This window comes from Mongoliitalea lutea, assembly GCF_014652135.1.
GTDB classification, from domain to species: domain Bacteria; phylum Bacteroidota; class Bacteroidia; order Cytophagales; family Cyclobacteriaceae; genus Mongoliitalea; species Mongoliitalea lutea.
In genome coordinates, this window is the sequence record NZ_BMYF01000016.1 from 1 (window position 1) to 20287 (window position 20287).

Consider the following 20287-nt stretch of genomic DNA (forward strand, 5'->3'; position numbering starts at 1 on the left):
CCAACATAGGGGCTTACTTTTCATTCATAACAGAAAGAGTAGCTATATTTATTCCTTTCAAACAATTTTCACTAATGGCCGACTTTAGTCGGACACTAGTGATTTATATTTTGAAAGATGGAAAAATAATAGAAAAAGGAACCCCAATGGATCTTTTAAAGTCAGAAAATTTGTTATCCAATTCTGTAAAGGAAATTTCAGGTTTTAGTTGAGATTAATGGCATAGTCTTGGGCACGGCTACCGCCGAAACAGATATGCGTATGGCAATCAATGAGGCCGGGCAATGCGACAAAGTCCCCTTTTAAACTAACCATTTCAGCCCCTATAGACTGTGCTTCGGGATATAATTCCCAATAGTTACCGACCTGATGGATGCGGTCATTTTTGATCAGGATGCCTGCTTCGCTGATGACTTCCAGCTGTTCATCTTTAAGCGCTCCTTTCAAGGGAAGTCCTGTCATAGTAACTGCTTGGCGAATGGGTCCGATAAGGGTATGTTTGATGGTTTGCATATTCATATGTTAAATTGCCACAAACCTGCCTGTCAGCAGACAGGGGCACGAAGACACAAAGGTTTGGTTTTTGGCTCGCAAACCTGCCTGTCGGCAGACAGGGGCGCAAAGGCTTTTATAAGGTAACGAAAACAGTCTTGTCTCTTGCCTCTTTGTTCTTGTTTCTCGTCTTTCGCATCTTACTTCAATGTAATATTTCCTTGGTTTCTTAGCGTCTTTGTGTCTTTATTACAAAAGTACCCAAATCCCTTTATAATTTTCCATACCAATTTATTCAATAAGTAATAGCCTGAAGTAATTTTTAGAAATCAGTGACAGCAAGTAAATGGTTATTTTGATTTGGAATTTTACGCTATCGGATAATTGGGATGGATGTCGGGGTTTTTGAAAAAAATATAGTTTAGCCGAATTGCACGCTAATTTTTTTTCAAAAACTATAAAAAAAGTTTATTCTTTTGGAAAATCAATGTATAATTACTAATTATTTGGTTTTTCGGGGGGGGAGGTAAACTAATTTTTAAAAGATTATTCTGAAATTGACTATTAGAATAGTACAAAATTATCTAAGTGTTTGTTATTCAGCTGTTAGGTAATTTGGGAAAGTGGTATGTATAATGTAGTTTCAATCATTGTAAATTATTTCTAACAGTTTTAACCATTATAAATTATGGAACAACTTAATATGGATCAGATGGAAAATCTGGTCGGAGGATCTGATTATTGTGACCATGCTTGGCTGTTGCTAAGTGGCGGTGGATTTCAAGGTGATAGTGAATTGTATTTACTTCTCGTGAGGTCCTATGAAGCTAACTGTTCTGGTCACGATCAACAGTTATAAATTATGATTAGGCTGACCTATGAGTCAGCCAATCTGATACTTCTACAAATAATTATACTATTCTCAATTTAAGATTTCTTATGTTTATTCTTCAACTAGTCTATATATTAAATTTAATCAATTGTAATGATAACCTTCTAATTGGTCGATGGGAAATGTCTAGAGATGAGTCCATGGAAAATATTTTAACTTCTCAAAGATTTCAAATGGAAGATGAAGAAACAAAAAACGCACTTGCTGAAACCTTTTCTAAAGTTCTTAATGGTTCATTTTATCATTTTGAAAAAGATACTGTAACCTTTACTGATTATAAAAATAATGAGATTATTGAATTAAAAGGCTTATGGTGGACTAAAGGAGATACCTTAGTCATTGGTCAATTACAAAAAATGAGTGTTCAAAAATATTTAATTACTAATTTGGACGAATCTGAACTCCATATGAAAATGATTAATCCTCGTGATGGAGTTCCCTTCAAAAGTAGGATGATTTTTAAAAGGGAAGAATAACTTGGTTTTGATATATACAAATGTTACAATGAGTTGAATTTGTAAATGGTTTTTTCTGTATTCTCAGATTCGATTCAGGAGGGGCGTTGGGTAATTAAAAGTTTTGCTTCTTTTGAGAGGGTTCTCGATTCACAGGTTTTTCAATCATTGGATACTAATGAACAATTAAGAGTCTATGATGTATAGCTTGGCAATGAAAGAATTTGAGCTCGTTTTTAAAGGAGATACTATTTTCTTTAAAGATTTAAGAAATGAAGCAATTATTGATAAAAAAGGAATTTGGCATCTTGATAAAGACACATTGATTATCAATGACCTAGAAATTATGGCTTCGTACAAATATTTTATTGACCAGTCAGATAGCTGTAGATTAATTTTAAAGCCAATCTTTCCTGGAGGAAAGGCTGCAAAATATGGGAGTACCTACAAGTTCATTGATTGTTATTAGAATTAGTTCTAAATAGAAGTATTCATAAAATTTTTAAATAATGTTTTGGAAAAATGAATAAATTACTGTTTTTAATTATAATTATTATTGTTATATCTATTTATATTGACTTTATAATTCTCACAGATGATGTTTTTTATTCACACTTTTCAGAGCAATATTCTTATACCAGAATAGGACAGATGCTTGAGTTTCGAGGAAGATGGCTTTGGTTGACTTACCTGATTGCTCCTATTATAACTTTCTTTAAGATTCTGATCCCTGCCAGTTTGGTATATATGGGGCTTTACCTTTCTAATTTGAAGTATCCCTTTTCTGACGTTTTTAAGGCATGTGTTATTGTAGAGTTTGTATTTTTGCTTCCTGTTTTATCCAAGATCTTATGGTTTGAATTTGTAGAGCCAAGCTTCACTTTGGAGGAGTTTAATTCGTTCTATCCTTTATCTCTTTTCAGTCTTTTTGATTCAAGTTTGTTAGAGAAATGGTTTCATTACCCATTCAAGGCACTAAATGTTTTTGAAATAGGGTATTGGTTTGCATTGGCAGGAAGTCTGGCTTTTGGGCTAGGTCAAGAATTCAAGCAAATGCTTGATTGGTCCGGGGATTTAGATGCCATGAGGACTGATTAATAACCTTAGGGTAACGTTCGGATTCATTTAAAGTCATAATTATCATGCGTAAGGGTTTATTTATTTCCATAATTTTCATTTTGACCTATTGTTCCCAGAAAAATAATGATCAAAAATATTTATCGGTAAATCTCGATCAAATAAGGTTTTCAACTTTTGAAATGGAGGAGTTTAGTGGCTTGCTGCCGGATGAATTGGTTGAAGAGAGAAGCTTTGTACTATTGGAAAATGACCAAGCTGGAAGTGAAATTTTCAATCTTGATAAATTGATCAAAAGGAATGGTAATTACTATGTGTTGGATTGGGCTTACAAAAGTATCCTAATATTTGATGATTCTGGAAAATTCATCAAACGATTTAATTTGAGCGGAGAGGGACCGGGGAAATATAGTAGGATAAGTGATTTTGATGTGGATATTTCCGGTAAGCTATATGTTTTGGATGCTACTTTGAAGAAACTGTTTGTGTACGATGGGGATTTTAGGTTCCAAAAAGACTTTAGATTAGGTTTTGACGCAGAAAAAATCATACACTTGGAAGAAGGAGGATTTCTTTTTGCTTTGTCTCCTTGGAATGGTTTGGGTTATGAAGGGTATAGATTTGTTAAAACTGACCTTGAACTGAAAGTACAAGAGACACGAATGAAATTTGATGATCATGTGGATCAGAATTTTGTTTTTGATTTTGGATTTACCCTATCTGATATCATCGTATTTAATAGACCTATAGAAAATGACATCTTTATTTTTTCCCGTGATGGAAACTTTCAGCGAATAGTTAAGATGGATTTTGAGCAATTTAATGTACCCGATAATGTCAGGAGAGATTTGGAAACGTTTATGCCAAAGCTTTCGGATTTTCGTTTCCTCAATAAGTTTGCTGCAAAGACACAAAACAATTTTATTCTTACCGTTGGGTATGGCCTTACATCCAATAGAATCCTTATCTTGGATACCCAATCCAACAAGGGATTTATAGAAAAACCACTAGCACTGTCAGATGACATTGGTAACTTAAGGAGTATGTTTCTTACATTTTCATTTATAGACAACAATGATCTTGTGAGTTATATCCACCCCGACCGAGTAGATGCAGCGGAGAACATTGGTCTGCCTGATCACGTTATAGCGCATTTGAAGAAGGAAGGTTATGTGCTTTGCGTGGATAGGTTGCGATGAACGGCTGGATTTAATAAGTTGATTCGAAATGGGAAATCATATAAAACCTTTCGAGGGTGTAAATCGATTCGCTGATTTCTGCTTAAAGAAAGGAACATAGTGAGTAGTTATAAGCAAAAATGATAGGGGTTTTTTACGTCCTTTGTTTAGGTTGTCTAAACATCCCTTGTTCATTGTGAAATTTGAGCTTTACGCTTTTTTCACAAATTGCACGCTAATTTTTTTTTCAAAAACTATAAAAAAAGTTTATTCTTTTGGAAAATCAATGTATAATTACTAATTATTTGGTTTTTAGGAGGGGGGGTAAACTAATTTTTAAAAGATTATTCTGAAATTGACTATTGGAATAGTATAAATTTATCTAAGTGTTTGTTCATCAAAGGGTATTGGATTTGGCAAGGTTATATCAATCATTTAGATTCGGGTGTATTTAGTTTATTTTAATAATTTAAACCATTTTCAATTATGAGAAAATCGATTCTGATTTGTATTGCTTTAATTGCTTCACTTTTTTTTACAAGCCCATTTACAGGGGCACAAAATGTTGCGTCAGGATATTATGAAAAGCCTGAGAACTGTGATTCTCCGGCAGGTGTAGTTGTCATGAAATGTCGATTAGCTGTTGATAGCAGTTGCAATGTAAGTGGACAAGTACCATGTTCGCTTTGGGCAGAAATTCTTGATTAGTCTTCTTTTAAAAACTCTTCTAAAAGTGAAAAAAAGTTTTCTTTCTATACTTTTCCTTTTTCCGTTGCTTTTTAGTTGTCTATCGGAGCCAAAAGAAAATCATTCCAATACAGTTTTTCTTGATTTTGACAAAAACTCCCCGGTGAAGGCCTTAGAGATATTTTCTGAGGCTCATTATGTATTTTTAGAAGAAGACCTATCGCTTCCGCTTGTTCGACCCTACAAAACTGTGGTTCAGGATTCTTTAATTTTTGTAGAGGACAAAGAACTCAATAATTTATTTGTTTTCGATATTTCAGGAAAAATAAAAGCTATCATCAAGTCGTCAGGAGTAGGTCCTTATGAGTTTGTCCAAATTGATGAGTTTTCAGTAAGTGAGAATAAAATTTATATTCAGGATGATTATTTGAAAAAGACTTTGGTATTCGACTATGAGGGGCGATTTATCTTGGAAAAAAAGCATACTTATTTTGGGTTTAATAAATTTTATTGGCTAGGGTATGAACTGACCTATTTTGATGACTATAATTTACATGGTACAGATTTTCATTTTTCAAAAAATGATCAGGTTTTACATACTTTCAATATCGATAGGTTGGATAAAAGTCTTCCTCCAGTAAGTCATATGTATGGATTCGTACCTGATTTTTCCAAAAGGTTGGTTTCGTTTGTAGTTCCCTTTTCTTACAAGGCCGCATTTTTTGACTTAGATGGTTTTAATAAGTATTATGTTAGTTTTGATTTTGGTAAGTTTAATTTTCCCAAAGATCAACATATCAATTTCATTAAAGATCAATGGAATAATAAGGAGGCTTTTATCGAAAATAAGTATGTTTCCATGCTTGGATATTATGGCCCATTGAAAAATGGGTCTATTTTATCTGTATCTCATGGACTTGGAGATCCGCATTGGTTTATTTTTGATGGGGATTTGAATGTTGAAAAACAATTTAGATTACGGGATATTGAGAATGACTTGGATAGTTGGAATTTGAACCTCCCAATTGCTTGGTCTATGGAGGATTTTGTAATAATGAAAATCAATTCCAACGAATTTTATAACCGTATAGTGAAAGTCAAAGAATCTGGAAAATCAATCGAAGGGAATTTGGAGGAATTTTGGATTAAACACCAAGAGGAATTGTTGGACGATAGGCTAGTTTTGGTGTTTTTGAAAGTAAGATAGTATTAGAAAAATTGAACTTTTAATGAATTCAAACAAGAAACCTTTGAGGTCTGGAAGCCCTCAAAGGTCTTTAGAACATATAAAATTCATTTGACCTAAAATCTATCAAAATCCTCTGACCATTGCGTCTCCAATTCTAATCCTTCTTTTTCTGCCACTTCTCTTGCCAAGCTAAGTAATTCTCCGCTCTGAATGATAGAGATAGCAGTTTCCATGTCTTCATACATGAGCTGATCTTCGGTGACATGTTTGATTTTGGTGCGGACATGTTCGTAAAGTGCAGTCATGATCTTTCCTGATTTCAAAGGAGCATGGAAATCCACCGCTTGGGCTGCACAGAAGAGTTCTACTCCTAGGATTTTCTCAACGTTTTCAATGACTTGCAATGCTTTTCTGGCACCAATACTTCCCATGCTCACATGGTCTTCCTGACCCAGGGAGGTAGGAATACTATCAGCAGAGGAAGGGAAGCAAAGGCCTTTGTTTTCGCTAGCCAAAGCTGCCGTAGTGTATTGGGGGATCATAAAACCAGAGTTCAAGCCGGTTTCTTTGAGAAGCAATTTGGGCACTCCAGGCGTGTCGCCTTCCAAGGAAAGGTAAATCCTACGGTCGGAGATATTTCCGATTTCAGATGCGGCCAAACAAGCATAATCCAATGGCATAGCAATGGGTTGACCATGGAAGTTGCCTCCGCTGATGGTATGGGTTTCATCAAAGACCACTGGGTTGTCGGTAACAGAGTTGATTTCGGTCTCCAGCATGTGCTTCAAATGCAGCCATGCATTGCGGGAGGCTCCATGGACTTGGGGCATGCAGCGCAAGGAATAAGGATCCTGCACCCGTGCACAGGTCGCATGGGAATGTACAATCTCAGATTCATGTAAGAGGTTGAGGATGGTCTGCGCTACGTGTTGATTACCTGCATAGGGTCGGAGTTGATGGAGTTCGGTAGAAAATGGCTTGATAGAGCCCAATAGCCCTTCTAGCATCATGGCCCCTGTAATGTCTGCATGGGCGAGGATATTGTGAAAACCCTCTATAACTTTCACTCCAAAGGCTGCAATAAACTGCGTGCCGTTGATCAATCCTAGTCCTTCTTTGGGGCCAAGGTGGATGGGGGACAGCTGATGCTCTTCGAGGACTTCGGCTGCCGATAATATTTTCCCACCTACATGCACTTTTCCCAATCCGATCAGCGGTAAAAATAAGTGGGAGAGGGGAGCGAGGTCACCCGATGCGCCTACCGAACCTTGTTTGGGCACTACAGGAATGACATCATTTTCAATATGCCAAAGTATCCTATCCAAGGTTTGTTCTTGTATGCCCGAGAAGCCCTTGGCTAGCGCATGAAGCTTCAGGATCAGCATCAGTTTGGAAATTTCCACAGGAATAGGCTCACCTACACCTACAGCATGACTTTTGAGCAGGTTTTCTTGGAGTTTACGGGTCTGATCTGGAGAGATCAGCGTAGTGCACAATGGCCCAAAGCCTGTATTGATACCATAGACCGGTAGGCCATTGGCTACGATTTTTTCGACTGCAGCAGCACTGTCCCTGACTTTTTCTCTGGTTTCAGGGCTGAGGATGCCTTTTATGTTTCTATTGGCGATGCCGAGGGTGATGGAGGCGGTGAGGTGGTCTTGACCATATTCAAATATCTCTAACATAACTTTTGTATCAATTGCTATTTTACATCAAAAATGAACCAATAACGTTGTTAGCGTTCAACTTTGCAGCCGTTGCATGAACTCTTTTTTCACGCCACGATCGCAACGGCTTAACGAAATGCTCACAACGAGGATAAGTCAATTCAAAATTACAAAACTATTATGATAATTATAAATACCAATATTTTCAATTATTGATTACTTAAAGTTATTAAAATAAACGTTTATTTTGATAAGTCTAATTGGCTGGTATTCTTCTTAAGATTAAATTGCAGTGTCATTTTTTGTAAATGATACTGAATGTTTTTCTATCCTAATCCTGTATCTATATGAACAAATCAAAAGATTTAATCATTCAAGAGAGAATTGCTCAAGCAATCTATGTAGTCAGAAATCAAAAAGTGATGATGGATAGTGATCTTGCTGAGATGTACGGAGTTGAAACTAAGGTGCTTAATCAAGCTGTTAAAAGAAATTTGGATCGCTTTCCGGAAGATTTCATGTTTCAAATTTCCAATGAGGAGTGGGAGGATTTAAGGGCAGTAATAGAGGAAGGAAAAGAAGGTGATTCTTTAAGGTCACAATTTGTGACCTTAAAGAATGATCGTGGACGGCATAGAAAATACCTTCCATATGTATTTACCGAACAGGGGGTAGCTATGTTATCTTCTGTACTCAACAGTAAAACAGCCATTCAAGTAAATATTTCCATTATGAGGGTTTTTGTGAAAATGCGTGAATGGGCTGCGAATTATGAAGGACTAATCAGAAAAATTGATGAACTCAGTCAAAACCAAAGAGATCATAGTGAGCATATTAGGAATATTTATCAGATTATTGAAGAGCTAGTTAGGCCATCTATGACAGAACGAAAAACAATCGGTTTTAAGAAACCTTAGTTTATTCAAATCTAAATATCTGTCAATATCATACTATCTATCAATAGCTATTGAAATTTACTAGGCATCAAAGATTAATAGGTGCAAAAATATGAACATAGAATTCCGTCACCTCGAATACTTCCGTGCCGTTGCCGAAGAACTCAACTTCGGCCGGGCAGCAGAGCGATTATTTATCTCCCAACCGGGGCTTAGCCGTCAGGTCAAGCAGATGGAGGAGATCCTTGAAGTTCAGTTGTTTGAGCGGACGAAGCGGAAGGTAGTCCTTACACCTGCGGGTCATTTCCTCAAAGCTGAGGTAGATTATATCTTCAATCACCTGGAACTCACCAAAACCCAACTCAAGGAAATAGCTTCGGGTAACATCGGGGAATTGAGGGTTGGATTTCTAGGCTCTGCGGCCCATACAGTAATTCCCGAACTTTTGGTCAAAATTTCCCAAACCTTTCCCGGTATCAAAACTTCCCTGGAGGAACTCAGCAATGCCATACAAATCGAAATGTTGGAAAAAGATAAATTAGACTTGGGATTTGTACGATTGGCGCGGGTTCCGGAGTCCTTGGAGATGAAGATGGTCCATCAGGATACTTTTTCGGTGGTTTTGCCGATTGGACATCCTTTGATAGAGGAAGGTTTTAAGCATGTAGGGCAATTGAAGGAAGAAAATTTCATCCTCTTTTCTCAGGACTATTCCTCCATTTACTATGATAAGATTATGTCTATCTGTGAGGATAAGGGATTTTCACCACGTATCACCCATAAGTCTGTGCATGCCCTGACCATTTTCAAACTGGTAGAGGCGGGATTGGGTGTGGCCATAGTGCCCACATCCTTGAAACAAGGGTATGATTTAAAGGTGAAGTTTATCGAATTGGATAAGATCAAGCAAAAAACGGAGCTATATGCCGTTTGGAAAAAGGGGAATAGGAATGCGGCTTTATCAAAGGTTCTCCAATTGATTCAAGACTCTTGATAAATTTAGCTTTCCCTTATGCTATGAAAGTATCATAGAAATATAATTGAAATAAGGTGGAAATAGAGTTGGGCGGGAAAACAATTCAAATCGAAACGTCTCGAAGTTAACTTATAAGATAGAAAAGGGATAGAAGTATGAGCTTTTGCAGGGATATGTAAGAAAAAGTTATTAATAAAGAATAGAGAGTTGGTTGAACTAGTTACTTAAAGCGAAAAGTTAAACTTTTGAAAAACAGGAACTTTTGTTATAACATGTTATTACTTTTTTTGTAAATTTGGGTATGGAAACCAAAATTCGAAAAATAGGCAATAGTAGTGGGGTTATTTTGCCTAAAGCATTGATTGACAAATATGAGCTTGCCGAGGTGGTAATTGAAGATCATGGAGATGGTATCATGATCAGACCTGCTACTAAATCCATATTTCAATTGAAAATGGAGGAAGCCCGAAAAAACAAAAAGACAATCTACACAACCATGGAAAAAGAGGCCTCTGATCCTGAGACTAGATCATATTATGAGCAAGAAGTTGAGGATTGGGGTGATATTGATACTGAAATCATTGAATGATGAAAAATGGAGAAGTGTGGCTGGTGAATTTTGAACCGCAAGTCGGTCAAGAAATAAAAAAAACTAGGCCAGCAATCATCGTTAATGCTGATTCCCTTGGGATATTGCCTTTGAAGATTGTTGTTCCGTTGACAGATGGGACTAAGGAACCAAAAAGTTGGATGGTTCTCCTAAAGCCTAATCATCTCAATGGATTATCAAAAGCCTCTTTTGCTGATTGTTTTCAAGTAAAGAGCTTGTCTGAAAAAAGGTTTGTGAAGAAAATTGGAGTACTTACAGAACTTGAATTAGCCGAAGTCAAGGTTTGTTTGGCGAAAGTGTTGGGGTTGATTTAGATTAATGAGGATTTTGGTTGTGAAAAACTAAATTATTCCATAGTTAAGATTAGGAAAGTAGGCAGAATATTGTTTTTTTTATTACTGAGTAAATTATTACCTCTTGAATTATGAAAAATGGCCAGATGAAATTTAATGCTTTTCTATGGATTATGTGTTTTTTTTACTCTTGTAGTTCAGGATTAAATTCTTCTGATACGATTATCAATATTTTCAAGACAAATGAACCCTTGTTGTTCTCTTCCTATTTTAGTGATATTCATCCTATTATTTTGGTGGAGAATAGACCACTTGGTACGCTAGGTAAAGTTAATTTTGCTGATGATTTTATTGTGATTTCTTCATTTGATCTACTGCAACAATTGGCTGTATATGATTTCCAAGGGCATCTAATGGCGATGAGAGACGATATTGGAGAGGGGCCAGAAGGATTTGGAGAAATAAGTGATTTTGCTGTTTATGATAATAAAATTTATGTGCTTCAAGGTTATCATAGAAAAATTTCAGTCTTCGATAGTTCATTGAGATTACTAGAAGAAATTAAGATAAGTTATTCTGCCAGTGGTATCTATGTGAATGATGTTGGTATATATTTGTATCATTTAGAATCTAATCCGGATTTCCCATTTAGGCTTTCTTTTTTTGAGGCGGGTAACATGAATGGGTTGATTCAATTTGATGAAACCTTGATTTCAGCACCTCTTACGGGTAATTTTTTTATAGGGTTAGACTCAAAAAGTTTTATTCATTATCATCCTGCATCTGATTCAATTTATTTAGTCAATGAAACAAATGTCAATGGATTTCATTTAAATTTTGGAAGCAGTTTCATAGATATCAGCAAATTTAAAGATTTACATCCTTTAGAAAGGCTGAAGGCATACAATGAGTTTGAAGGGTATAAAGATTTATCCAATGGGGTGAGATTAAGCGCATCAGAACTATTATTCTCCATTTCTCACGAAAAGAAAAAAAAATATCTGAAAGTTGATTTATCTTCAAGACAAGCCCAGTTAATTCAAACGATAAAAAATGATTTATTGCCCTTACCATCCAATGTGTTTTTTGAACAAAATCATTTGAATGCTGCATGGTATTGGCAGAATTCCGAAACTCTTTCTAAGTTTTATCAATTGAACGGTTCTAAAATTGTGGATACTCAAAAAATCAATTTACCAAACGATCCAGAAAGTAAAGTGGTTTTTAACTTGCCGTATAAGTAATAATTGGATAGAATAACAACCAAATTTAAAGTGTACTTTAAAAGGCTTTATTATTTTTTAATATACGATACGTTATCGTAAATATGTAAAAAAATGATACTATGAAAGTTACAGCAATAATTTCTCAGGAATTGATTGAAGAAGCCATGGAGCTTTCTAAAGCTGATACGATTACGGAGGCTTTGAAGGTAGCCTTAGTTTCTTACATCCGCTCTCAAAAAGTCAAGCAAATAGGAGCTTCCATTGTGAGTGAGCCCTTAGAGTTTAAATACTCTGCTCAGGAATTAAGAGATTTGAATCGCCGATGAGAGGTGTTGTTTTTAAATGAGTTAAAGCTTTGGACCTTGGATAAAAAGCTAAGACGGATGGTAGGGTATGAGCTATTATTTCAAGTGGGGTAGGATTTTTCGCTACTTACGATAGTATGGATACTGTATTTTCTGTCCACTAATGACACGAATGTCACGAAAGATTTTTTTATCGTTCATCATTATCAGGTTGTCCACAGATTTCGCAGATTAGCACAGATTTTTATCTTTTTTCTTTCATTTCCAATTCCTCATTCCAACTGCTTTCCAAAAAGAGCGAGTGCCCGTTTGCCCTTCAACATTCGAAATTCAGCGTTCATCATTCGACATTAGTTTGGCTGTCCACTAATGATACGAATGTCACGAAAGATTTTTTTCCTCCTTCATCCTTTAAACCTTCTAGCTCCACCCTTTCGGCAAAATTCATTATTTTGGCTATCCACAGATTTAGTAGATTAGTACTGATTTTTTTTCTCCAATGCTATTGCGTCTTTTTAGATGGATAAATCCCAATCCTTATAGTTTAAAATATCTATTACTTTGATTTGGTGTTTTTGCTGACGTTCCATGGTAGTGGGGTAAAGCCCACTTATATAAATCCAGGAAATACTCTTATTTTCCTGAGTTAAAACCCGGTGGAAATTGATGGAGTTTATTGGTTGATTCTTAATCCATCTCTTAAGGTACAAATTTTTCAATGCAAGTTTTTCTGTGTTTTCCGTTAATTCTGCGAGCTTTCATTTCTCATTCTACATTCCCAACTGCCCACTGTTCCCTGTTAATTGTTCACTTCCCTCATAATGTCGTCCAAATGTCGGGTGAAATCCTCCTATTTTTCGGGCTATATTTGTAAGAAACCAACCAACTTGCCATGGTCAAACAAGCTATACACAACATGCAACAACCACAGCTAGGGCTCAAGATCCAAGAATGGAGAAAGGCCAAAGGAATGACTCAGGAAGAGTTGGTAGAAAAATGTAATATCAATGTGCGTACGATCCAACGGATAGAAGCAGGGGAGGTGACTCCACGATCCTACACGGTCAAGGCCATATTGGAAGCTTTGGGAGTTGAGAAAGAATTACCCATGCCTGCTATTGCTTCCAATGAACCACTTATTTTCTCCAAACAGTCTAAGCAAACCTTCCTGGCTGCCGCTATTGCAGGAGTTATTTACTTCTTGGTTTCAATGCTTGAAATCTATTGGGATGGCGTATTGTTTTTTGACTCTGCATTGAAAATCCCGGACTATTATGTTCTGATTAAAGTGATAATCTTGATTAGCTTTTCCCTGTATTTTTTTGGTTGGAGTAAGTTGGGTGAAGCTTTAGATTCCAAACTCATTCGATGGGGAGCTTTTATGCTAATTACCGTCAACCTTGTAATTATTATATCAGATATAACCTTTGCAGGAAGTCTGGAGACAGATTATAAATTGTATGGATTCGTCAAATTAGTTGGTTTTGGAGTTTCATTGATACCTTTTTCAATTGGGCTCATCCTCCAAAAAGGATATATGGGTAATCTGTTTTTAGTGACTGGTATTGTGGGGATATTAACAGCGATTTTATTGATGACGGTTTTATTTGTAATGGTCGGATTGGCGGTTTTGAGTGTATTTGATATCTTACTCATCTACATCCTTACCTCAATTGCTTTCCAAAAAGAGCGAGTGCCCGTCTGACCTTCATCATTCGAAATTCAGCGTTCATCATTCGTCATTAGTTGGTTGTCTACAGATTTCGCAGATTGGCACAGATTTTTTTCTTTAGTATTCCATTTCTAATTCTTCAGTGCTCATGTTTAGTTCTGAGATTAACTGACATTTTTTTATAATAATTGTCTTATCTACACGCTACAATTATATCACCGATCCTGTCTACCATAGGTAGGAGGCATATTTCAATTTATTTCGCGCAAGCAAATTTCAAGGATGTCTGCCTTCATTCCAAATTTCTCATTCTTCATTCCAAATTTTCAATTCTTCCTCCAATGCCGGGGATTAAAATCCACGGCAATTGATTGGTGTGTTCCTAGAATATTGGCTTAATTTCATTTCAAAATTCTAATTCAAATCGTGGGTTAAAACCCACAGGTGAAGGTTACACTCCTCCTCTCATTTACAAACTGTTCATTGCTCACTGTTCACTGCCTTCATCCCTCACCCTTCATCCTTTAATCCCAATTTCCTTTCCGCTCCGTAACAGATTCATTTTTTTACTGTACCTTTGTTTTATCCTAAACAAATCATTTCACCGCCAAATCAAACATACCAATGACTGAGGTCAAACTATTCTCTGGGACCAATAGTAAAGTTTTAGCCGAACAAATTGCCAAGCATTATGGTAAAAAATTAGGCGATCTGACGATCTCCAAATTCAGCGATGGTGAACTCTCACCAAGCTTCAATGAATCCGTTAGAGGTTGCACTGTTTTCTTAGTGCAATCAACCAATCCTTCCACAGATAACCTGATGGAATTATGCCTGATGATCGATGCAGCCAAGCGGGCAAGTGCCTATAAAGTCTGTGCCGTAATTCCATATTATGGCTATGCACGTCAGGATAGGAAAGATAGACCAAGGGTTTCCATAGCAGCAAAATTAATTGCCAATATGTTGACTTCCGCTGGCGCTGACCGTATCATGACATGCGATTTGCATGCGGGTCAGATTCAAGGCTTTTTTGATATTCCTTTAGATCACCTGAATGGTTCAGCGATTTTTGTTCCTTACTTGGAGCGAATCAGAACAGAGAACATGATTTTCGCAGCACCGGATGTAGGGGGAGTAGCAAGAGCAAGATCTTATGCCAAGCATTTCGAAGTAGAAATGGTGGTCTGTGATAAGCATAGAAAAAGAGCCAACGAGGTGGCTTCCATGCAAGTCATTGGTGATGTGGAAGGTAAGGATGTGATCCTTGTGGATGACTTGGTAGATACTGCTGGGACTCTTTGCAAAGCAGCTCAAATCATTATGGATAAAGGAGCTAATTCTGTTAGAGCTATTGCAACTCACGGGGTGCTTTCAGGAAATGCATACGCCAATATCGAAAATTCCGTGTTGACAGAACTAGTGATTACGGATACAATCCCAGGAAAACAAACTTCTTCCAAAATCCGCGTGCTTAGTGTCGCAGATCTTTTTGCCAAAGCAATTCATGCTGTAACAGGACATACTTCGATTAGTTCCTTGTTTATCTAATCAAAAATAAGCTATAAAAAAAAGCCCCAAATCATCTGATTGGGGCTTTTTTGATGGTGTCAATTATAAGGTTTCATACCCAGGGTTTTGAACTAATACTCCTTGGGAAACCAATAACTCGTCTCTTGGGATTGGCCATACTTTTCTGAAATCAGGCATTCCCAAAACAGTTCCAATTCTATTGTATCGAACCAGATCAAAGAAGCGGTGTCCTTCGTAATTGAGTTCAACGCGTCTTTCCTGAAGTAGGGCATCCACAAATGCATCTGTACTAGCAAAACCTGAAAGTGGCTCTAATCCTGCACGGGTACGGACAGTGTTCAAATCAGCTAAACCAGCATTTGGGTCATTATTGGTAAATACGGCTGCTTCTGCTCGTATAAAATAGATCTCTGCCAAGCGGAATACTTTTGTGTTGTTTCCGTTGTTGTTGTCAGGGTATTTATCCGAACGGAAAGAGTTTCTGCTGAAAGTAAATAAATCAGCACGCGCATCTCCATCTTCAAATGCTTCCAATAATGAAGGATCTACATTGTATTCATCTCTTCTGACAATGTAGGTATTGAAACTACTTTGATCCTGATCGTTGAATTCCACATCAAAGATGGATTCAGCCGTAGGAGTCAAGGTAGCATAAATATCACGCACATTATCCAATAATTGGAATGGACCCTCACTGATGACTCTGTTTGCATCCTGAAAAGCCTCAGTATAATTCCCTCTGTAGAGTTGAATACGGGCTCTTAAGCTCAACGCAGCCCAGAAATTCATCCGTCCTCTGTCATTGAATCCAGGAAGTAAATCTACGGCAGCATCCACATCAGACATCACCTGCGCATACACCTGCGCAACTGTGCTTCTACTCAGATTTGGGATTCTATTGAAATCATTATTTTCAATAGGCTCAATTAAAAGCGGCATTCCAAATGAGGAGCTTTCATTGAAAAACTCTCCGTAAATTCTCAATAAATCAAAGTAAGCCAGTGCACGGATAGCGTGTGCTTCACCCAAGACTCTGTTTCTTGCAGCTTGGGAGAAAGTTCCGTCCTCCAAATCAGGTACGCCAGTAATTAATAGATTTGTAATATTGATCACTCGGTAGATATTTGGCCAAGCCTGTGTAATCCACAAATTGGTAAATGGGACCGCTCGTTGATCAATTTCTAACTGGGAATCGAAGAACCCTTGATAGCGTGCATTATCTGCGATCAAGTCATTGTTGAGTACATATTCCAGGCCATAATAATTGATGTTCTGCATTCTAGAATATGCACCTAAGAGTATTGCATTGGCAGATGTACCATCCACCAAAGCAGCATTTGCATCCAAAGCAGTCAATGGATCCGGCTCCAAAATATCACAAGATTGGATCGTAAAGACTGCGAGTAATATAAAGAGTAATTTTTTCATGTTCGCTAGCATTAAAGACCGATGTTAAAACCAAGTGATACACTTCTCGTTTGTGGGAAAGTACCGAAATCAGAACCTGCCAATCGAGGGTCTCTCGCATTTTGGCTAACTTCTGGATCCAGACCGGTGTATCGTGTCCAAGTCAATAAGTTTTGAGCTTGTACAAATACTCTCAAACTTCTTACACCGATACGCTCTACCCGCTGAGGAGTAAAGTTGTATCCCAAATTGATCATCCGTAAACGTAAGAATGAACCATCTTCCAACCATCTGCTGGAATATTCTCTCCAATTGACATTGGTTAGGGAAGCTCTAGGGATATCCGTGACATCACCAGGCTCCATCCAGCGGTTATCAGCTAATCGGTGGTTGTTGCCATCTGGAAGTGGGAATCCTAGTCCTAATCTGCTCCAACCTAAGTTCTCATAGGTTGCTCTGGAATGATTGAAAATTTGATTTCCAACGATAAAATTGAATAATACATTTAAATCAAACCCCTTGTATCGGAAGTTATTATCCCATCCGCCAAAGAAATCAGGCTGGGAATTACCCACGATTCTACGATCTCCGGAATTGATTACTCCATCTCCATTTAAATCAACCCAGCGCATATTTCCTGTTTCAGGATCTACACCCTCTTGGTCAATTAGGAAGAAAGTTCCGATAGGATGGCCTACAGCCAAAATATGCGAATCACTCAATACCTGCTCGTCGATTACCAGTTCAAGTACCTTATTTCTGATCCAAGAAATGTTGAATGCAGAACTCCAGGTAAATGGACCAGAAGCTAAAATTGCTCCTCGGATACCTAATTCAAGTCCTCTGTTTTCTACTTTACCGATATTGTCAATCACACTGGAGAAGCCTGAGATTCCTGGAATAGGCCTGTTTAGAAGTAAGTCAGTAGTAGTCTTAACGAAGTAATCCCCTGTGAAAGTGATCCGGTCATTAAGTACACCAAAGTCAATACCCATGTTCCACTGCTCGGTGCTTTCCCATGTAAGGTTCGCATTGCTCAATTGTGCAGGAGTAAGAGTAGGGGCTAATCTATAAGCAGAAACACCAAATAAACCTCTGGAAGCAAAGTTTCCAATACCATCTTGGTTACCTACTACCCCATATGAAGCTCTGAATTTTAAATCAGATACAGCCGTATTGCGTAAAAATTCTTCTTCACTTAATCGGTAGGCAACAGAACCTGATGGGAAAATACCAAAACGGAAATTATCACCAAATCTTGAAGAACCATCTGCACGGACAGTGAAGGTAGCTAAGAATTTGTCTGCATAGTTGTAATTACCTCGGAAGAAGTAAGATGCCAACCCCCAATCTGTACCGGAAGTCGATGCTGAAGTTACTCTACCTGCAACAGACAATTTAGTGAACTGATCACTTGGAAAATTTTGTGCAGAAATGGACGAGAACGTCCTAGAAGATGCCTGATAAGAAGTACCTAGCAAAGCACTGATATTATGACGATTGTCAGCACCAAAGCTTTTGGTGTAATTCAAGTAATTTTCAGCGATCCAAGTAAAGTCCTGAGTCGAGCCAAAGGTTCCAAATCCGTTAAAATTACCATTAACTGATTCACGGGAAATGATAGGCGTATATGATTCGTCTTCCAAATAGGTGTAATCTATACCCAGTGTAGAACGTAAGGTCAAACCAGGTGCGAGAGTCGCCTCTGCATAGGTATTAGCTAAACCTCTGACAGTTCGGGTGAATCTATGATAATTTTCTGCAATCAACACAGGATTGTCCAACATCCACCATCCAAAATAATCAAAAGGATCAGCATAAGAGCCATCCGCTTCACGTACTGGCATTAGTGGATCACCTGCTAATGTATTGATAACAACCCCATACAAAGAGTTGTCATTGATGGTACGGTCTTGTACAGTACGGCTAAGGTTCATGCTTGTACCGACTTTCAACCATTTTTTTGCTTGGGTATCCACATTTAACCGGGCAGAAACCCGCTCAAAACCAGTACCTATTTGCACCCCATCCTGGTTGAAATAAGCAAGGGAAGTGTAGTACTGGGTTTTTTCATTACCTCCGGAGATGGCTACATCATAACTTTGAATTGGTGCGTCTCTGAAAATTTCTCTAAACCAACGGGTATTTTGCAAATCAGGATCATCAGGTGAAAAACCCCACACATCCGTAATGTTATCATAAGGTAATTGCACACCTGCTCTAAGATCTTGACGGATAGCATCATTCATTAGGCTCAAAAACTCGCTTGAGCTATGCATGTCAATTTCGTTGGTAATTCGCTGGAAGCCATAAAATCCATTGATATCAATTTTGGCATCTCCGGATTTTCCACGCTTAGTCGTAATCAATACAACACCGTTTGCACCTCTCGATCCGTAAATGGCCGCAGCAGAGGCATCTTTTAAGATTTCAATGGACTCAATATCCGCTGGGTTGATATCCGCAAGGGAGTTGGTAGCCTGACCTCCGGAGAATAAACCCGAAAGATCCTCCGATATCATCGGAATCCCATCGATGACATACAAAGGTTGACTACTTGCAGAAAGGGAAGTGTTCCCTCGGATCTGCATGGTGATACCCGCACCAGGTGTTCCGGATGGAGACTGCACAAATACACCTGCAGCCCTACCTTGAAGCGCGTTGTCCACACTGGCTACAGGCATGCGGTTGATGTCTTCCCCTCTGACGGAACCAACCGAACCCGTCAAATCTCTACGCGACTGAGTACCGTAACCAACGACTACGACTTCATTCATGGTTCTGGCATCAATCATCAATAACACATTGAGGTTAGTTTGATTGCCCACTAAGATTTCTTGGGTGTCATACCCCACAAAAGAAAAAACCAAGGTTTGACCTTGGGCCACTTGAATGGAGAAGTTTCCATCAAGATCAGTTACCGTTCCGGAAGTGGTTCCTTTGACCAAGACATTCACACCCGGCAAGGGCAGATTGTCTTCGGAGGAGGTGACCACACCCCGTACGTTTGTTGTTTGGGACATGGCAACACTGATAGAGATCATCAATATCACACATGTAACTAGTAAACGTTTCATCATACAAAATGAATTAAGTTGAAAGATGTATTTCGTATTCTTGTGTAAAGAGTTCTTCAAAATAGACTATTTATGCTCTAAAAATCAAATTATTTACACTTTTAAATAGTTGAAAAAATAAAATAAATGTAGTTTAAGAAATTATATTTTGTATTTAGGTGTATGTGTAAAATTATCCTTGGTATTTTGGTTTTTGATTAGAGGCTTTTTAGTGGGAGTTTAGGTGAAAAAAATTATTTCTTCAAATCGTTTTTTCAAACATCTTTATATAAAAAAAACCTTTCCAATAGCTGGAAAGGTTGAGAGTCTTTTGTGGTGTATGGGGTCCTTACACGGAGAAACTTTCTCCGCAACCACAGGTTCTTGATGCATTCGGATTGACAAATTGGAATCCTTTCCCATTCAACCCATCGGAAAATTCTAGGACGGTACCGGCTAAGTACAATATACTTTTTTTGTCCACTAAGATTTTGATGCCTTTATCTTCAAACACCTGATCTGTTTCAACTACTTGAGCGTCAAAATTCAGGTCATACATCAATCCGGAACAACCTCCACCTTTGACGGATACGCGTATATTGTCATTTTCTTCACGGCCTTCTTCCTTTTTCAATTGAAGTATTCTTTCTTTGGCCTTTTCGGAAACTGTAATCAT

The 20287-nt window shown here is 37.8% G+C and carries 21 protein-coding genes; 16 read left to right on the forward strand and 5 right to left on the reverse strand.

Annotated features, from left to right (window positions below; all coding sequences use genetic code 11):
- On the forward strand, positions 1-212 hold a 212-nt coding region (locus IE080_RS19510), incomplete at its 5' end, for a hypothetical protein (protein WP_229800626.1).
- Here the strand turns inward: IE080_RS19510 and IE080_RS12770 are convergent.
- Positions 205-513: a hypothetical protein gene (locus IE080_RS12770; protein WP_229800627.1), complete on the reverse strand. Its 309-nt coding sequence runs from the start codon at positions 511-513 to the stop codon at positions 205-207. The two genes, IE080_RS19510 and IE080_RS12770, sit on opposite strands and share 8 nt — an antisense overlap.
- A 667-nt stretch (positions 514-1180) precedes the next feature.
- On the opposite strand from IE080_RS12770, the gene IE080_RS12775 reads away from it, so the two are divergent.
- The 7 genes from IE080_RS12775 to IE080_RS12805 all read left to right on the forward strand — a co-directional run bounded on the left by IE080_RS12775 (position 1181) and on the right by IE080_RS12805 (position 5988).
- Positions 1181-1351 (forward strand): hypothetical protein, encoded by a 171-nt coding sequence (locus tag IE080_RS12775; RefSeq protein WP_189583127.1) that lies wholly within the window; start codon positions 1181-1183, stop codon positions 1349-1351.
- A 173-nt stretch (positions 1352-1524) separates the two neighbouring features.
- On the forward strand, positions 1525-1860 hold the full coding sequence (locus tag IE080_RS12780) for a hypothetical protein (RefSeq protein ID WP_229800628.1): 336 nt from the start codon (positions 1525-1527) through the stop codon (positions 1858-1860).
- Positions 1861-2035: 175 nt separating this feature from the next.
- On the forward strand, positions 2036-2308 hold the full coding sequence (locus IE080_RS12785) for a hypothetical protein (RefSeq protein WP_189583133.1): 273 nt from the start codon (positions 2036-2038) through the stop codon (positions 2306-2308).
- 182 nt (positions 2309-2490) lie between these two features.
- Positions 2491-2937, forward strand: coding sequence for a hypothetical protein (locus IE080_RS12790; protein ID WP_189583137.1), 447 nt, complete (start codon positions 2491-2493; stop codon positions 2935-2937).
- A gap of 161 nt (positions 2938-3098) precedes the next feature.
- Positions 3099-4115 (forward strand): DUF4934 domain-containing protein, encoded by a 1017-nt coding sequence (locus IE080_RS12795; RefSeq protein WP_229800629.1) that lies wholly within the window; start codon positions 3099-3101, stop codon positions 4113-4115.
- A 465-nt stretch (positions 4116-4580) separates the two neighbouring features.
- Complete coding sequence (locus IE080_RS12800) at positions 4581-4802, forward strand: hypothetical protein (protein WP_189583143.1); 222 nt, start codon at positions 4581-4583, stop codon at positions 4800-4802.
- A gap of 25 nt (positions 4803-4827) precedes the next feature.
- Positions 4828-5988 carry a 6-bladed beta-propeller gene (locus IE080_RS12805; protein WP_189583146.1) on the forward strand — a complete coding sequence of 387 codons (1161 nt, stop codon included), beginning with the start codon at positions 4828-4830 and terminating at the stop codon, positions 5986-5988.
- A gap of 95 nt (positions 5989-6083) precedes the next feature.
- Here the strand turns inward: IE080_RS12805 and hutH are convergent, their stop codons facing one another.
- Positions 6084-7655 (reverse strand): histidine ammonia-lyase, encoded by a 1572-nt coding sequence (gene hutH, locus IE080_RS12810; protein ID WP_189583149.1) that lies wholly within the window; start codon positions 7653-7655, stop codon positions 6084-6086.
- Positions 7656-7984: 329 nt separating this feature from the next.
- Here hutH and IE080_RS12815 point away from each other — a divergent pair, with 329 nt between their 5' ends.
- From IE080_RS12815 to IE080_RS12850, 8 genes are all read left to right on the forward strand, one after another.
- Positions 7985-8554 carry an ORF6N domain-containing protein gene (locus IE080_RS12815; protein WP_189583152.1) on the forward strand — a complete coding sequence of 190 codons (570 nt, stop codon included), beginning with the start codon at positions 7985-7987 and terminating at the stop codon, positions 8552-8554.
- 91 nt (positions 8555-8645) lie between these two features.
- Positions 8646-9527 (forward strand): LysR family transcriptional regulator, encoded by an 882-nt coding sequence (locus tag IE080_RS12820; RefSeq protein WP_189583155.1) that lies wholly within the window; start codon positions 8646-8648, stop codon positions 9525-9527.
- Positions 9528-9810: 283 nt separating this feature from the next.
- Positions 9811-10098, forward strand: coding sequence for an AbrB/MazE/SpoVT family DNA-binding domain-containing protein (locus tag IE080_RS12825; RefSeq protein ID WP_189583158.1), 288 nt, complete (start codon positions 9811-9813; stop codon positions 10096-10098).
- The gene (locus IE080_RS12830) at positions 10098-10433 is read left to right on the forward strand and encodes a type II toxin-antitoxin system PemK/MazF family toxin (protein ID WP_189583161.1); all 336 of its coding nucleotides are present in this window, start codon (positions 10098-10100) and stop codon (positions 10431-10433) included. Before IE080_RS12825 ends, IE080_RS12830 begins: the two co-directional genes overlap by 1 nt.
- A gap of 110 nt (positions 10434-10543) precedes the next feature.
- Entirely contained in the window at positions 10544-11656 is a 1113-nt protein-coding gene (locus IE080_RS12835; protein ID WP_189583164.1) for a 6-bladed beta-propeller, read from the forward strand.
- Between the two features lie 101 nt (positions 11657-11757).
- Positions 11758-11964 (forward strand): type II toxin-antitoxin system VapB family antitoxin, encoded by a 207-nt coding sequence (locus IE080_RS12840; protein ID WP_189583167.1) that lies wholly within the window; start codon positions 11758-11760, stop codon positions 11962-11964.
- 871 nt (positions 11965-12835) lie between these two features.
- Positions 12836-13648, forward strand: coding sequence for a helix-turn-helix domain-containing protein (locus IE080_RS12845; protein WP_229800630.1), 813 nt, complete (start codon positions 12836-12838; stop codon positions 13646-13648).
- A 591-nt stretch (positions 13649-14239) separates the two neighbouring features.
- A complete protein-coding gene (locus IE080_RS12850) occupies positions 14240-15166 on the forward strand; it encodes a ribose-phosphate pyrophosphokinase (protein ID WP_189583170.1) in 927 nt (308 codons plus the stop codon).
- Positions 15167-15229: 63 nt separating this feature from the next.
- Here IE080_RS12850 and IE080_RS12855 read toward each other — a convergent pair whose 3' ends face one another.
- The 3 genes from IE080_RS12855 to IE080_RS12865 all read right to left on the reverse strand — a co-directional run bounded on the left by IE080_RS12855 (position 15230) and on the right by IE080_RS12865 (position 20287).
- Positions 15230-16576: a RagB/SusD family nutrient uptake outer membrane protein gene (locus IE080_RS12855; RefSeq protein WP_189583173.1), complete on the reverse strand. Its 1347-nt coding sequence runs from the start codon at positions 16574-16576 to the stop codon at positions 15230-15232.
- An 11-nt stretch (positions 16577-16587) separates the two neighbouring features.
- The gene (locus IE080_RS12860) at positions 16588-19635 is read right to left on the reverse strand and encodes a SusC/RagA family TonB-linked outer membrane protein (protein ID WP_189583175.1); all 3048 of its coding nucleotides are present in this window, start codon (positions 19633-19635) and stop codon (positions 16588-16590) included.
- Between the two features lie 325 nt (positions 19636-19960).
- Positions 19961-20287: a HesB/IscA family protein gene (locus IE080_RS12865; protein ID WP_189583178.1), complete on the reverse strand. Its 327-nt coding sequence runs from the start codon at positions 20285-20287 to the stop codon at positions 19961-19963.

Coding starts and splice junctions, on each gene's coding strand:
- IE080_RS12825 (WP_189583158.1), top strand. CDS start 9,811: ATGGAAACCAAAATTCGAAAAATAGGCAATAGTAGTGGGGTTATTTTG.
- IE080_RS12865 (WP_189583178.1), bottom strand. CDS start 20,287: ATGATTACAGTTTCCGAAAAGGCCAAAGAAAGAATACTTCAATTGAAA.
- IE080_RS12830 (WP_189583161.1), top strand. CDS start 10,098: ATGAAAAATGGAGAAGTGTGGCTGGTGAATTTTGAACCGCAAGTCGGT.
- IE080_RS12835 (WP_189583164.1), top strand. CDS start 10,544: ATGAAAAATGGCCAGATGAAATTTAATGCTTTTCTATGGATTATGTGT.
- IE080_RS12815 (WP_189583152.1), top strand. CDS start 7,985: ATGAACAAATCAAAAGATTTAATCATTCAAGAGAGAATTGCTCAAGCA.
- hutH (WP_189583149.1), bottom strand. CDS start 7,655: ATGTTAGAGATATTTGAATATGGTCAAGACCACCTCACCGCCTCCATC.
- IE080_RS12820 (WP_189583155.1), top strand. CDS start 8,646: ATGAACATAGAATTCCGTCACCTCGAATACTTCCGTGCCGTTGCCGAA.
- IE080_RS12770 (WP_229800627.1), bottom strand. CDS start 513: ATGCAAACCATCAAACATACCCTTATCGGACCCATTCGCCAAGCAGTT.
- IE080_RS12790 (WP_189583137.1), top strand. CDS start 2,491: ATGCTTGAGTTTCGAGGAAGATGGCTTTGGTTGACTTACCTGATTGCT.
- IE080_RS12800 (WP_189583143.1), top strand. CDS start 4,581: ATGAGAAAATCGATTCTGATTTGTATTGCTTTAATTGCTTCACTTTTT.
- IE080_RS12775 (WP_189583127.1), top strand. CDS start 1,181: ATGGAACAACTTAATATGGATCAGATGGAAAATCTGGTCGGAGGATCT.
- IE080_RS12795 (WP_229800629.1), top strand. CDS start 3,099: ATGGAGGAGTTTAGTGGCTTGCTGCCGGATGAATTGGTTGAAGAGAGA.
- IE080_RS12845 (WP_229800630.1), top strand. CDS start 12,836: ATGGTCAAACAAGCTATACACAACATGCAACAACCACAGCTAGGGCTC.
- IE080_RS12780 (WP_229800628.1), top strand. CDS start 1,525: ATGGAAAATATTTTAACTTCTCAAAGATTTCAAATGGAAGATGAAGAA.
- IE080_RS12860 (WP_189583175.1), bottom strand. CDS start 19,635: ATGATGAAACGTTTACTAGTTACATGTGTGATATTGATGATCTCTATC.
- IE080_RS12785 (WP_189583133.1), top strand. CDS start 2,036: ATGATGTATAGCTTGGCAATGAAAGAATTTGAGCTCGTTTTTAAAGGA.
- IE080_RS12840 (WP_189583167.1), top strand. CDS start 11,758: ATGAAAGTTACAGCAATAATTTCTCAGGAATTGATTGAAGAAGCCATG.
- IE080_RS12850 (WP_189583170.1), top strand. CDS start 14,240: ATGACTGAGGTCAAACTATTCTCTGGGACCAATAGTAAAGTTTTAGCC.
- IE080_RS12855 (WP_189583173.1), bottom strand. CDS start 16,576: ATGAAAAAATTACTCTTTATATTACTCGCAGTCTTTACGATCCAATCT.